Genomic DNA, 13,655 nt, shown 5'->3' with positions numbered 1-13,655 from the left:
AAAGCAGAGAAGACGAAAAAAGGCTATTTCACTCGCCCATAAGGAGTGAAATCAGTTCGTCGGGTTGGAGATTCATAATATATTGATCAAGGGCGATGCCGGAAACTATCTCTCGCAAGGCTTCAGGTGTGCAGGGGCAGTTCTTAAACTTCGTGAGAAGCCCATTGAGGTCGCCCACCAAGAAAAAGTCGCCTTTGAAATCAAGGTCTTTAATGATGTTGTTTTTCAATTCGAGATAGACTTCAAACTCTCCACATCCTTCAATCCGTCGTTGGCGATGGAGGGTGTAGCGAGGGTTGTTGCCGTAGATGTAAGCCGGATCGTGATACTCGCGTTCAATGGCTTCAATCTGTGCCACCTCCTCCGGTGTGAGGCGGTACTCTTCCGTACAAAGGTGGGTGCGGACAAACTGCTTAAAGGTTTCGATGTCGATGGAGAGATAATCTTTGAGCACCGTGACGTGTTGGCGCACACTCTCTACTCCTTTCGATACGAGTTTTTCCGAACTTGGCGTGATACTGCCCACCATGTTCTGCCAATCGGTATCGAAGAGCATCGTACCATGCACGATGTTGCGATGAGGAATGTGGTAAAAGGCATTTCCGCTCACTTTCTTCCCATCAACCAGAATGTCGTTCCGTCCCGAAGTGTAGGCTTCCACTCCCAGTTTTCGGAGCACATCGACCACCATATTGATGTAGTGGTCGAAGGTAAAAGTGACATTTTCACCATGATTGATGTAGCTGAACATAATGTTGTTCATATCGGCATATACGCATCCGCCCCCGCTTTTACGGCGATAGGTCTCGATGCCGTGCTCTCGACAGTAGTCCAAATTGACTTCGTTTTCGATGAGTTGGTTGCGTCCGAAGATGACCGTAGGGTGCACCTGCCACATGAAGAAACATTCGTCCAAATCGGTGTTTCGTGCCAAAAACTCTTCGGTAGCAAGGTAAAAAGAGAGTTTTCGGATGTCGTCAAAAGGGTAGACGATGTAGTGCATAGCAGTGTTGTTTTCGTATTAGAAAAAGGTTGTGTAAGGTTGGGAGGTGTGTTCGGGTTCAAAATTGCAAAATGTTTTCGAAATGAGCAAGCGAAAGTGTGATTTTTTCAAGTGAAGGTAACAAAATACCTGTAAAACGTGTGCTTTCCCCTCGCATTTCTCCGAAGAAAGACGATGTGCACACTGCCGCGAGAGGTTCATTGCACCGCCCTTTCTTCTACCACGACTTCACGGCCGGCACGCACAAAGTGGAATACGGTGCTGACAAAGTTGAAGGCGAGGCGCAAAAAGTTGATTTCTCGTTGCGCAATCTATAAACCAAGGTTTGGTTTATAGATTGCGCGGCACCTGTGCAAGTTTTTCTCAAAGGCGCTTCAGTTTTTGCGGGAGAGAATGAAGTAAAGAAAAAATCCCCAACTCGGGAAGAAACCAGAGTTGGGGATTAGCGTGCTTCGTCCAAGTGATCAAGGAGCGCGTCGGGATGATACCATCGGATGTCAGGGTCTTTGGCGAGCCATGTCATCTGCTTTTTGGCATAGACGCGGGTGTTCTTTCGGATGCGATCGAGCGCCATGTCGAGTGGCCAGTCGCCGTCGAAGTAGCGAAAGATTTCTTTGTAGCCCACGGTGTTGAGGGAGTTGCATTCGCGGAAAGGGAGCACTCGCTGCGCCTCTTCGAGAAATCCGGCTTCGACCATGGCGGTGGTGCGGCGGTTGATACGGTCGAAGAGTTCGGGGCGTGGGCGTTGCAGCCCGATTTTGACAATACGAAACGGCCGCTCCTTGTGCACCCCCTTGCGCAGGGAGGTGAAGGTAGTCCCGCTCTGGTAGATGATTTCGAGCGCATGCACCACGCGCTTGTGGTTGCGCTTGTCCACGAGGGCGTAGTAGTCGGGGTCGAGCAGGCGAAGTTCGGCCAAAAGCGCATCAAGCCCCTGCCGCTCGTAGCGTTCCAGCACATCGGCTCGCACCTCGGGCGAGATGGTGGGGAGGTCGTCAATGCCGCGACAGAGGGCATCGACATACATCATGCTCCCGCCGCTCACCACCAACGCATCGTGGGTTTGGAACAGATGGTCGCACAGCGCAAGGGCTTCCGCTTCAAACCGGGCTGCACTGTAATAGTCTGTCAGGGCCAACGTGCCCACAAAGTAGTGCTCCACCCGCGCTTGGTCTTCGGCCGTGGGGGCCGCTGTGCCGATGGGAAGGTCGCGAAACATCTGCCGAGAGTCGGCACTCAAGATGGGGGAGGCGAGGCGTTCGGCCAACTGCAGACTCACTTCGGTTTTGCCGACAGCGGTTGGGCCGACCAGGACGTAGAGGGTTTTGGACATGGGACGTGTGAAGAAAGAAAGCAGGCTGCGTGAGGTCGATCACGCAGCCCGTGTTGGTTGTGGTAGAGGAAAAGTCAGAATTGAGTGTCGTCGGAGATTTCAAAGCCTTCGAGGTCAATCTCATCGGAGTTGAACGACTCGATGCCGAAATCCTCAGCAAAGTCGCTGCCGTTGCCGCCGGTGGCTATGGCTAAATCGCTCAGGTCTAAATCTTTGATTTGCTGCGGAGCATCGCCCACAGATTTCACCACCTCGGGATCACCGCTACCGGAGCGTTCGTCGCGCACCACGAGCGAAAAGACGCGGTCGCTGAAAGGGTCGAAGCAAAACTCCAGATGCGTCACCCCATTGTCGAGAAATTCGGTCAGTTGGGTGTCGGCCATCGTGAAGATGTCTTGGTCTTCGGCCGAGTCGCGCACGTCCTCGCGGGTCACTTGTTCGCCGCGCTCCCACTCGTCGTTGCAGATGTAGAACGAGGTCATTTGGTCGTCGGGATAGCCGCAGGATTGGAGGATGACGTTGTTCAGGTCGAGAAACGTGGCGTCTTCGTCGATGAGGATGTCGCGACGGAAGTCTTCGCTCTCGTCACTGATGATGCGGATGAGGTATTGCATAAGGAAGGATTATTTGCCGATGAAACCGCGTTTGGAGTTGGCGAGGAAGTCGAGGAGATAGTCGATTTCCTTGCAAGGCATCACGTTTTCGCGGATTTCGGCGATGCGCTCGTTGAAGAGCTTGGAGTTTTGATAGAGGATGAGGTAGGCCGAGTGGAGGGCATTGATGACCTCGGTGGGGAAGTTACGACGCTTCAGCCCGACGAGGTTGAGCCCGCAGTAGGCCACCGGCTCGCGAGCGGCGATGCAGAAAGGTGGAACGTCCTGTCCGGTGCGAGTGCCGCCGCTCACCATCACGTACGATCCGATGTGACAAAACTGGTGGATGAGCACACTCGCGCTGATGATGGCAAAATCGTCGATCACCACCTCGCCGGCAATCTTCGTGCTGTTGCCGATGATGCAGCCGCTGCCGATGAAGCAGTCGTGCCCCACGTGCATCCCTTCCATCAGCAGGTTGTTGCTCCCCACGACGGTGCGACCTTTGGCAGCCGTGCCGCGGTTGATCGTCACATTTTCGCGGATGGTATTGTTGTCGCCGATTTCGGCCGTGGTCTCTTCACCACGAAATTTCAAATCCTGCGGGATGGCACCAATCACAGCGCCCGGAAAGAGCGTGTTGTCGTTCCCCATGCGTGTGCCGCTCAGCAGCGTCACCGAGTTCATCAGATGATTGTTGTCGCCAATCACCACATTGGCGTCGACAAAACAGAACGGGCCGATTTCGCAGTTGTCACCAATGACGGCGTCGGGATGAATGTGGGCAAGAGGAGAAATCATAAGGAAAGGATGAAAGGGTGAAAAAGTGGAGGAGGATGACGGAGCGCTTTATTGGTAGCGCTGACGTACGAGGCGTGCAAACTTGTTGTTGGCTTTGTGGCCGGGGCGGATGGCGATAATGTGTCCTTTGAGAGGACGGCCGATGAGGGCGATGTCGCCGAGGATGTCCAAGAGTTTGTGGCGCGCACACTCGTTGTTCCACGTGATGGGCTTTTGTTGCAGATAGCCCAGTTGCGAAGCATCGCGGTGCTCCACGCCGAGCATGTCGGCCAGGGCGTCCAGGCGCTCTTGAGAGAGTTGTCGCTCGTAGATCACCAAGGCGTTGGAGAGGTCGCCTCCCTTGATGAGCCCCATCTGGAGGAGCATTTCCACCTCGCGCACAAAGACGAAGGTGCGGGCAGAGGCAAATTCCTTGGGAAACTCGCTCAAATCATGGAGCACGGCGCGTTGGGTTTTGATAAACTGGCTGTCGAAAAACTCGATGGTAGAGTCTACGCTCAATTTGCCGGCCGGTTCGAGGCGCAGGCAAGAGCCCGAAATTTCATCGTAGTATTCGATGGGTTCTTTGATTTCGATGTAGTTGCGCGGAGCGTCTTGCTCCACCACGCCGACGCGCTCAATCTCTCGGGCGAAGTAGATGGAACTTCCGTCGAGGATGGGAAACTCGGGTCCGTCCACCTGAATCAAGCAGTTGTCGATGCCGAAAGCCACGAGTGCTGCCATGCCGTGTTCGATGGTCGAAACGCGCACTTCAGGAGTGCCGACCACCGTGCCGCGTGAAGTGTCGATGACGTTTTCGGCGAGGGCTTCAATGATGGGCTGCCCTTCGAGGTCGATGCGTTGGATTTTGATGCCGTGGTGGACGGGGGCGGGACAGAAAGTCACGGTCAGGTGCAGCCCCGTGTGGAGTCCTTTGCTGGAAAGGGAAAACTTATCTTTGAGAGTCTGTTGCATGATAATGTGTATCGCAAGTGGGGGACGCTTGCATAACGTCGCTCGCGGTCGACTTATTGTCCCAGTTGCGCTTTGAGTTGTTCGATTTCTTTGCGGAGGTTGCGCACCTCTTCGCGAAGGTCGGGAAGATTCTTGAACACCGCACTGCTGCGGGCAAAGGTGCGGGCATCGATGGCGGGAGTGCCCATCAAGGGGACGCCGCCCGTGCGGGAAGTGTGGATGCCGGCCTGGGCACCCGCTGTGGTGCGGTCGGGGAGGTTCAAATGGCCGGCCATGCCCACTTGTCCGGCAAACATGCACCATTCGCCAATCTTGGTGCTGCCGGCCACGCCCACTTGGGCCGACATCACGGTGTGGGCACCTACTTCTACGTTATGGGCAATCTGCACCAAGTTGTCGATTTTCACCCCTTGGCGCACGTAGGTACTGCCCATAGTGGAGCGGTCTACACAAGCATTAGCACCAATTTCCACATTGTCTTCGATGGTAACGATACCGATTTGTGGAATTTTCTCATAGCCGTCGGCCGCCGGCGCAAAACCGAAGCCATCGGCCCCAATCACGCATCCGCTGTGTAAGATGACGCCGTTGCCGATGCGACACTCCTTGTAGACGCTCACGTTGGGGTAAATCGTGCAGTTGTCGCCCACCGTGGTGTTTTCTTCCAGCACCACATGGGCATAAATCTGCGTGCCGTTGCCGATGCTTACGCCTTCACCCACATAGGCAAAGGGGCCGACATAGACGCCTTCGCCCAAAGTGGCAGTTTCGCTCACACAGGCTAACGGATGAATGCCTGTGCGCTTTTGCGTCATCGATTCGTAGAGCGAGAGCAAACGTGCAATGGCTTCGTAGGCGTTCGGCACGCGCACCAAAGTGGCTTTCACGGGACGTTCGGGCACGAAGTCTTGGTTCACCAACACCACCGAAGAGAGGGTTTCGTAAAGATAGTGGGCATATTTCGGATTGGCCAAGAAAGAGATGGCTCCTTCCTGCCCTTCTTCAATTTTGGCAAAGGTTTTGACAGCAGCCTCAGGATTTCCTTCAACGATGCCGCCAAGATAACTTGCTATCTGCTGGGCGTTAAATTCCATTTATAGTAACCTATTTAAGTAGGTGTTCAAAATTAATCGTAGTTATCTTAGTCGTAGGCGGTTCTCTACTTTGATACTCTCTTTGTCTCCCTTTTCTGTCCTCTCACCTTTGTCCATCAGTCGTGTAACCCGCGCTACACTCCTTCTTCGCAAAGGCGACCTGACGAAAAAATGAAACAAATATAGTATCCATGAATTCTGAATACCTACTTAATAGTGCAAATTTACTATTTCTGTGCTAATCTCCGAAATAAATACTTGCTTTCTTGCTTGCGAAGTTGAAAAATCCATGTTTTTCTCCTCTTTTTGTCGATAAAATGTGCATTTCTCCCGACACATTTGCTCTCTTCCGCTCTCATCCCTTTCGCCCGCTCTCAAAGAAGCATTGGGGGTGAGGCCCCCAAAAGGGAGCTGTGAGGAGAGAGGCCTCGCGCGCGTGTACCCTACTATATAAGTGGTGTTTTTTGCCTTCACTCCTTCACCGATGCCGATAAGCGACTGACTGGCAGTTGTTTGTGGGTGAATGTTTTCCGAAGGGAAACTTTCGCGTCCATGCCGGAACCCACCACCTCGCTGCGTGCCGGCTTGGATTGCCCTACCTCTCAACGCCTCATGCTGCACCATTTGCCCACGAGGGTGAAGGCTGTGAAGGCAAAAAACGTCAATCAGAGTGTAGCGTACGCGCGCGAGGGGGAGTCGGACATCGTACGAACTTCCTCAGAGGTAGTTTTTTCTACCTCTGAGAAAAATGAAACTACCTCTGAGATAAATTTCACTCCCTCTGAAGAAAACAAATGTTTTCAAACAATCTTGTAGGGGCCGGTTCATGACAACACAATGAAACAGGACGTCGGTTTGTTAAAGTTGTGTTAAAGTGTGGGACTTGTGGCTGAAAATGAAGTCGAGATGTCTATTTATAAATGGGAGCGTTCGTAGAAAATCGCACAGACCTCATTGAGGCAGCAACCGATAGAGACCACCGGCCATCAGGCGGACGATACCGCTCATTTCGAGTTCAAACAACAGGGCGGTCATTGTGCTTTGCTCCATGTTGGTTTTGATGCACAGTTGCGTGAGGTTCAGCCCGTCTTTGCCTTTTAGCGCCTCCACCACCGCTTGTTGTTCCGGGGTGAGTGTGGGGAGAAAGTTGAGTTCGGGTTCTCTTTGCGTAGAGGCAGTCGGTGTGTTCCAGTTGAGGAGATCGAGGAGGTCGTAGGCCGAGGTGACCAGTTCGGCCTGTCGGTCGCGGATGAGCCTGTTGCACCCCTCGCTGTAAGGGTCGGCCGTGCGTCCGGGGAAGGCGCAGACGAGCCGATCGTAGTCCATGCTGAGGCGGGCGGTGATGAGTGCTCCGCCCTTTTGCGCACTTTCCACGACAAGGGTGGCATCGGCCATTCCCGCCACGATGCGGTTGCGCCGCACGAAGTTGCCGGCGTGGGCGCGCGTCTGTGAGATGTACTCCGTGAGCAAACCGCCTTGCCGGAGCATGGCTTTGGCCGTTTCGCGATGTGAGGAGGGATAAATCTGATCGAGCCCGTGTGCCAAAATCCCCACCGTGGACAATCCCTCCTTCAAACAACCCCGATGAGCGTGGATGTCCACACCATAGGCCAGCCCGCTCACCACGAGCACGTCGGGGAGGAGGCGCCGGAGGTCGGCACAGAGGCTTTGGCAGAGGTCTTTGCCGTAGGGCGTGATGCGTCTCGTGCCCACCACCGCCAGCACGTGCTGCGCATTGAGGTCGGCGTTGCCGCGATAGAACACCATGGCCGGAGCATCGGGACATTCGGCCAAGCGCTGCGGATAGTCAGGGTGGTGCAGGCCGAGCGCACGGATGTTGTGGCGTTCGCAAAATTCCAGTTCGCACGCAGCGCGCGCCAGTGCCTCGCTTCCATGAGATTGCAGCGCCGTCTCGATGCGCCGCCGCATAGTGGGGTGCACCTCGGTGAGGACATCGTCGGGGCGTTCGAAGATGGCGCGTGCATCGGGCACATGGCGCAACAACTCAAGTGTCTGTGCTTGGGTCATGCCGCGCAGAAGACTGAGGGCCAAGGTGTGTAGCATAGGGCAGCAGGCGGGAGAGTGGTTAGCGTGGTTGCGAGGCGGGCGCCATCAGCTGCGCGATGATTTTGGGCCAAGCTTCGGCCAAGGCGGTCATAGAGGGGAAGAGGAGGTTGGCTCCGGCTTCGGCCAAGGCGCTTTCGGGGAGTGGCCCCGTGTTGACGGCAATGGTGAAGATGCCGGCAGACACTGCGGCCTGCACTCCCAAAGGCGCGTTTTCGACCACGAGCGCCTGCCATGGCTGCAACGCGCCGGCGCGCTGCAGTCCCAGCAGATAGGGGTCGGGATGAGGCTTGCCTCGAAGGGTGTCCTTGGACGACACGATTTTGTCCCGGCCGAAGCAACCAGGATAGTTGGTGGTGAGTCGGTCGAGCAGACTGGCTTGTCCGCTGCCGGTCACTACAAGGCGGTCCAGTCCGGTCTGCGCCACTTGTTGCAGCACTTCCACGGCACCGGGCATCTTGGGCGCTTCGGGATAGTGGTTGAACTCCTCGCATTTGAGGGCATAGATGCGATTGACCTCTTCCTCGGTGGTGCCGCGGCCAAACTGCCGCTGGGTGATCCAGTTGATGGTGGAGAAAGCGGTGCGACCTTCGTGCATGAAGGCTTCTATCTCGGTGAGTTGCAGACCGAGGTCGTGACACACCTTTGCCCACGACTTGGCGTGGGCGGGCATGGAGTCAAACAAGACGCCATCCATGTCGAAAAGCACAGCACGGAGGGGCAGGCGGCCGTTGGAGAGGTCGAGCCCTTCGGCACTTGCCTGCCGGGCCAGGTCGGGATGGGCCGACCAGTATTGTTGCAGGGTAGAATTCATTGGGGTGGGGGAGTAGAAGATGAGGGAAAGGGCACAGCGCCGCTTTGCTTCTACAAAGGTAGAGAATAAAATGGAGAAGGGGAAACCGAAAGCGAAAAAAGCGCTGTCGTCCACAAAAAATCCCCACAAGCCAAAGCTTGCAGGGAGATGAGAGGGTGACTGATGGGATTCGAACCCACGACATTCAGAACCACAATCTGACGCTCTAACCAGCTGAACTACAGTCACCATAATCGACCTTTCTTCCGAAAGGCGATGCAAAAGTACGTAGTTTTTCCGAAACCTCCAAACTTTTCTTCGTCTTTTTGATGATTTCTTCAAGAAAAGGGCGAAAAAAGGAATGTCGGTCGTGTGAGAATATCTACAATTCTTCTCGACTTCGGCGTCATTTGCTTTTGTGGGTCATGATGTCAAGCACCTTTTTGTCGGTCTCGTTCATGGCATTCTTGCCGATGTCGGCGAGGTTGCGGATGCTGTGGTCGACGCAGTCGTCGATGATGCCTTCGACCGATGAGACGCATTCGCCCTGCATGGCGAGCATGGCCGAGAGAACGGCGGTCGATACGCCCGAGGTGAGTTTGAGGGCGCAGGAGGGTTTAGCGCCGTCACAAATCATACCTGTGAGGTTGGCAATCATGTTTTTGACCGCTGCACAAATCTGCTCGTAGTCGCCGCCCATCAGATAGGTGATGCCGCAGGCACTGCCCGTCGAAGCGACGATGCAGCCGCAGAGGGCGGAGAGGCTGCCGAGATGTTGCTTGATGTAGATGGCGGTGAGGTGAGAGAGCATGAGTGCGCGGGTGAGTTCTTCGGGCGTGTTGTGGTTCTCCCGCGCAAAGACCATCACCGGATTGGTGGCACAGATGCCTTGATTGCCGCTACCGGAATTGGACATCACCGGAATCATCGCTCCGGCCATGCGGGCGTCGCAAGCCGAAGAGGTGGCCGAGAGGATGTGGGAGAAGATGTTGTCGCCCATGATGCCGCGTCCCATGGGTCGGGTGAGGGCTTTGCCCAATCGGTGGCCGTAGTTGCCACGGAGCGAGAGGGAAGAAGCCTCCATATTGACACGTCCCGCTTCGTTGATGAACTCAATCTCTTCGAGCGGTGCAGTTGTGGCGAAGTCGTAGACCAACTGCATATTAAGCTGCCGGCCGATGCCGTTGTGGGGGAGGTCTTGCTCAGCATCGCCTCCACCGCTTCCGGCATCGCTGTCGTGAGTGGTGAGGTCGCTCTGGTCGGCCAGCGCTTGTGCGGCGGCGTGAGAGTCGCAGTCTACAAATCTGGTGTGCTCGTGGGCAATGGTGGCTTGTGCGGTATGCCCTTCGGCATCGGTGGCGATGATGTCGACATACAATTTTTCCTCAACATCATCGGCCAGCGTGATGTCGATGCGCCCCTCGTCGATGTAGTTTTTTCCGCGCTCCACATCGGCGGGTGTGGCATCGCGGAGCACTTCCAGTCCATAAGCCGACTTGCCCACAATCGCCCCGAGGGCAATGGCGATGGGCAGCCCCACCATTCCTGTGCCGGGGATGCCGACGCCCATTGCATTTTTGAGGATGTTGGCACTGAGGCGGGCACAAATTCGGGTGGGCAGTGTGCCCAGTCGCTCGGTGGCGCGAGCTGTGGCCAACGCTACGCAGATGGGCTCAGTGCAACCGATGGCCGGGACGACCTGCCGGCGCACCAATGCGAGGATGTCTTGTCGAGTGTTTTCAGTTAACATGGTGTTGCTTTTGATATTGTTTTGGGGGCTGCCCTATAAATTTTCGGAAAGCGTTGTAGAAAGATTGGCGTGTGGCAAAACCGCAGAGTAGGCCGATATCTTCGATGTTCCAATCGCGATATTTGGGGTCTTTCAAGCAGCGTGCGGCTTCTTTGACGCGCACACTTGCCACGAGGTTGTGGTAGTTGCTCCCTGTGGAGATGGCCAGTGCGGCACTGAGGGCGCGGTGGTCGCAGCCGATGTGCGCAGCCAACCGCTGTGCGCTCATTTCGGCATCGCGACTCCAATGCTCCACTTCCAAAAGACGGAGCACTTCGAGGTAGATGCTGGTGGCGCGTTCGTGGCTAAAATGGTCGAGGTAGGACATGTAGGGAGAAGGGAATTATCGTTGAAAGATGCGCTCAGCCGTTTGCGTGGTGACCTGCGCGATGTGGTCGGGCGTGGTCTGGTAGATTTCGGCCAGACGGTGGATGATGAGCGGGAGGTGGGCAGGCTCGTTGCGCTTACCGCGGTAGGGCGTGGGGGCGAGATAGGGAGCATCGGTCTCAAGGACGATGCGGTCGAGGGGCACGGTGGTTTCGAGTACAGCGGGCAGCGTACTCTTTTTGAACGTCACTACACCCCCGATACCCAAAGCAAAACCCTCGAACGATAAAAGCTCTGACGCCTCCTTCGCATTACCTCCGAAACAATGGAAAATGCCGCGTTTGAGGTCGGCTTTGAAAGGAGTGAGCACCTCAAGGAGTTCGGCATGGGCGGAGCGCGTGTGTATCACCAAAGGGAGGTCGAAGCGAAGACTCCATTCCACTTGTCGGCGAAACACGTCCATCTGTTCTGTCTTGCGGGAAGCGTCCCAATAGAGATCTACGCCCACCTCGCCCACGGCAACGAAAGGATGACCGGGAAGGCTCAGCATCCGCTCCATCTGTTCGAGCAACGGTGCAGGGTCAGGCGGCAGTTCGGTGGGGTGCAGCCCCATCATCGGGCGGCAGAGATCAGGGTAGGCGTCGCACAATGCGAGCATCGGGCCAACGCTGTTGGCATCAATGTTGGGCAGGAGAAGGTGTCGGGCGCCTGCTGCCACTGCGCGTGCCACAACTTCGTCGCGGTCGGTGTCGAACTCCTCGGTATAGAGGTGGGTGTGGGTGTCGATAAAGGTGAGAGACATCGATCTACTCCTTATTTATTTCTTTTCATCAGGGTTTGGGCATATTCCCAAAGCGGAGCAGCCTCTACGCTGAGTTGCGCGAGCAGCTGTCGGGCTTCCTCAAAGAAGTCGGCGATGCGTGCTTCGCAGACGGCCGCTACGTCGTGGTGGCGGTAGACAGCGGTGACGCGTGCAATTTTCTCATCGGCCGGCAGGTCGGTGCGATTGAGGAGCGCGAGGAAGTTGGTGGCTTCGGTGGCCGACATGCGGGCGAGGGTGGCATGAACGAGAAATGTCTTTTTTCCGCAAAGGATGTCGCCCCCGATTTTCTTGCCAAACACCTCCGGATCGCCGAAAGTGTCGAGATAGTCGTCTTGGAGTTGGAAAGCCAAACCCACCTTTTCGGCAAAGGCATAGAGAGTGTCGCAGTCGGCAGTGGGAGCATCGGCCAAGAGGGCACCCATTTTTGCGGAACAACCGAGGAGAACGGAGGTTTTGAGGCGAATCATTTCGATATATTCTGCCTCCGACACATCGGCGCGGGTTTCAAAATTGACATCCATCTGCTGCCCCTCACAGATTTGGATGGCGCTTTGGGTGAAGAGTGCCATTACCTCCTCCATGCGTCCGACAGCGGTAGAGGCAATGAGGCGGTAGGCAAGCAGGAGCATGGTGTCGCCCGAGAGTACGGCTGTGTTGTCGTTCCAGCGGCAATGCACCGTTGCTTGTCCGCGCCGCATCTCCGCGCGATCCATAAGGTCATCGTGCAGGAGGGTGTGGTTGTGGTAGGTTTCGATGCCCACAGCAGCGCTCATGGCGCGCTCATAATCAGGACGAAACAGGCGATAGGCTGTGAGCAGAAGCATCGGCCGCAGGCGCTTTCCTCCCATTGAGAGTACATATTCAATCGGCTCATAAAGTCCTTCCGGTTGGGTGGGGAAGGGGAGTGAGCGAATGGCATTTTCGATTTTTTGAAGCATAATGTGAAGGCTTAGAGGCTGATTTCTCCCGATCCGATGCACACTCTACCATCCGGCGAGTAGACCACGCCGAATTGTCCCGGAGCAATACCTTGAATCGGGTCGCGTCCGTCTATGTGGAAAGTGCCGTCCGTGGTGCGGGTGAGTGTACCGACGCGCCAACGGTCGGTGTGGCGCACTTTGAACGTGATGTCCATTGTACCCGATGGAGGGAAAGGGTCGCCTGTGATGAAGTGGAAACCGGCGAGGTTGAAGGATCGACCATATTGCAGGAGGTTGTCGTAGCCGTGGGAGACGTAAAGGATGTTGTCGGCAAGGTCTTTTTTCACGACAAACCAAGGGCCGCCGCCCAAACCCAAGCCTTTGCGCTGCCCGATGGTGTGAAACCAATAACCTTTGTGTTCGCCCACTTTCTTGCCTGTCTCGAGTTCGATGACATCGCCTTTGCGCTCCCCTAAGAAGCGGCGCACAAAATCGTTGTAATTGATTTTCCCCAAGAAACAGATGCCTTGCGAATCTTTGCGGCGTGCAGGAGCCAGGCGGTTGTCGAGGGCTATTTGGCGCACTTCCTCCTTTTGCAGATGCCCGAGAGGAAGCATGATTTTCTCCACCTGCCGGCGTTCGAGCTGTGCCAAAAAATCAGTTTGATCTTTCACCGGATCGGGAGCGGTGCCGAGCCAAACAGGATGGGAGGAGAGGTCGATGGCTTCGTCGCCGATGGAGTCGCAAAACACCTCATTGTCGCGGATGCAGCGTGCATAATGACCGGTACAGATGCGGTCGTAGGCATGACCCACCTGCTCCTCAAACGCACCAAACTTGATGAGGCGGTTGCACATCACGTCGGGGTTGGGAGTAAGTCCTTGTTGCACATGCCCCATCGTATAGCTCACCACGCGCTCCCAATACTCCTTTTGAAGGTCAATGGTCTGGAGCGGCAACCCGTAGCGTCGGGCGATGGCCTGGCAGAGTTCGAGGTCTTCTTCGGCAGTGCACGTGAGTTCGTCATCGTTGTCCATACCGATTTTGATGTAGAAGAGGTCGGGGCGCAGTCCGCGCTCCATCAGCAGGTGGGTGGCCACGGCGCTGTCTACGCCGCCGGAGAGAAGGAGGGCAATGTTCATAGATTTCTGTTGAGCAGGA

The 13,655-nt window shown here is 55.7% G+C and carries 13 protein-coding genes, 1 tRNA gene and 1 pseudogene; 1 reads left to right on the top strand and 14 read right to left on the bottom strand.

Annotated elements, in window-relative coordinates:
- Positions 1-28: 28 nt before the first annotated feature.
- Positions 29-1,003, bottom strand: coding sequence for a lipoate--protein ligase (locus tag H8527_RS01035; protein ID WP_187544881.1), 975 nt, complete (start codon positions 1,001-1,003; stop codon positions 29-31).
- Positions 1,004-1,143: 140 nt separating this feature from the next.
- On the opposite strand from H8527_RS01035, the gene H8527_RS01030 reads away from it, so the two are divergent.
- Positions 1,144-1,320 carry a hypothetical protein gene (locus H8527_RS01030; RefSeq protein WP_187544879.1) on the top strand — a complete coding sequence of 59 codons (177 nt, stop codon included), beginning with the start codon at positions 1,144-1,146 and terminating at the stop codon, positions 1,318-1,320.
- A 125-nt stretch (positions 1,321-1,445) separates the two neighbouring features.
- Here the strand turns inward: H8527_RS01030 and miaA are convergent, their stop codons facing one another.
- The 13 genes and pseudogenes from miaA to mnmA form a co-directional block, all read right to left on the bottom strand.
- A complete protein-coding gene (gene miaA / locus H8527_RS01025) occupies positions 1,446-2,336 on the bottom strand; it encodes a tRNA (adenosine(37)-N6)-dimethylallyltransferase MiaA (RefSeq protein WP_187544877.1) in 891 nt (296 codons plus the stop codon).
- A 74-nt stretch (positions 2,337-2,410) separates the two neighbouring features.
- Positions 2,411-2,950, bottom strand: coding sequence for a hypothetical protein (locus H8527_RS01020; RefSeq protein WP_187544875.1), 540 nt, complete (start codon positions 2,948-2,950; stop codon positions 2,411-2,413).
- Between the two features lie 9 nt (positions 2,951-2,959).
- On the bottom strand, positions 2,960-3,730 hold the full coding sequence (lpxA, locus tag H8527_RS01015) for an acyl-ACP--UDP-N-acetylglucosamine O-acyltransferase (protein ID WP_187544873.1): 771 nt from the start codon (positions 3,728-3,730) through the stop codon (positions 2,960-2,962).
- A 60-nt stretch (positions 3,731-3,790) separates the two neighbouring features.
- Positions 3,791-4,690 (bottom strand): annotated as a pseudogene (locus tag H8527_RS01010) (UDP-3-O-acyl-N-acetylglucosamine deacetylase); the annotation flags it as partial.
- Between the two features lie 47 nt (positions 4,691-4,737).
- A complete protein-coding gene (lpxD, locus tag H8527_RS01005) occupies positions 4,738-5,778 on the bottom strand; it encodes a UDP-3-O-(3-hydroxymyristoyl)glucosamine N-acyltransferase (RefSeq protein WP_187544870.1) in 1,041 nt (346 codons plus the stop codon).
- A 951-nt stretch (positions 5,779-6,729) separates the two neighbouring features.
- A complete protein-coding gene (gene dprA / locus H8527_RS01000; protein WP_187544868.1) occupies positions 6,730-7,842 on the bottom strand; it encodes a DNA-processing protein DprA in 1,113 nt (370 codons plus the stop codon).
- Positions 7,843-7,864: 22 nt separating this feature from the next.
- Positions 7,865-8,656 carry an HAD family phosphatase gene (locus H8527_RS00995; protein ID WP_187544866.1) on the bottom strand — a complete coding sequence of 264 codons (792 nt, stop codon included), beginning with the start codon at positions 8,654-8,656 and terminating at the stop codon, positions 7,865-7,867.
- Positions 8,657-8,810: 154 nt separating this feature from the next.
- A tRNA-His gene (locus H8527_RS00990) sits at positions 8,811-8,884 on the bottom strand.
- A 157-nt stretch (positions 8,885-9,041) separates the two neighbouring features.
- Positions 9,042-10,385 (bottom strand): serine dehydratase subunit alpha family protein, encoded by a 1,344-nt coding sequence (locus tag H8527_RS00985; RefSeq protein ID WP_187544864.1) that lies wholly within the window; start codon positions 10,383-10,385, stop codon positions 9,042-9,044.
- Entirely contained in the window at positions 10,375-10,752 is a 378-nt protein-coding gene (locus H8527_RS00980; RefSeq protein ID WP_187544862.1) for an AraC family transcriptional regulator, read from the bottom strand. The genes H8527_RS00985 and H8527_RS00980 overlap by 11 nt, the downstream gene beginning before the upstream one ends.
- A gap of 15 nt (positions 10,753-10,767) precedes the next feature.
- Complete coding sequence (locus H8527_RS00975; RefSeq protein ID WP_187544860.1) at positions 10,768-11,553, bottom strand: TatD family hydrolase; 786 nt, start codon at positions 11,551-11,553, stop codon at positions 10,768-10,770.
- A gap of 11 nt (positions 11,554-11,564) precedes the next feature.
- Positions 11,565-12,512, bottom strand: a complete 948-nt coding sequence (locus H8527_RS00970) for a polyprenyl synthetase family protein (RefSeq protein WP_187544858.1) — start codon at positions 12,510-12,512, stop codon at positions 11,565-11,567.
- A gap of 11 nt (positions 12,513-12,523) precedes the next feature.
- Positions 12,524-13,636, bottom strand: coding sequence for a tRNA 2-thiouridine(34) synthase MnmA (gene mnmA / locus H8527_RS00965; protein ID WP_187545166.1), 1,113 nt, complete (start codon positions 13,634-13,636; stop codon positions 12,524-12,526).
- Positions 13,637-13,655 lie beyond the last annotated feature (19 nt).

This window comes from Alloprevotella sp. Lung230, assembly GCF_014385435.1.
Classification (GTDB): Bacteria; Bacteroidota; Bacteroidia; order Bacteroidales; family Bacteroidaceae; genus Alloprevotella.
Note: the sequence above shows the minus strand (reverse complement) of the source record. Positions and strands in the feature narration are given on the sequence as shown.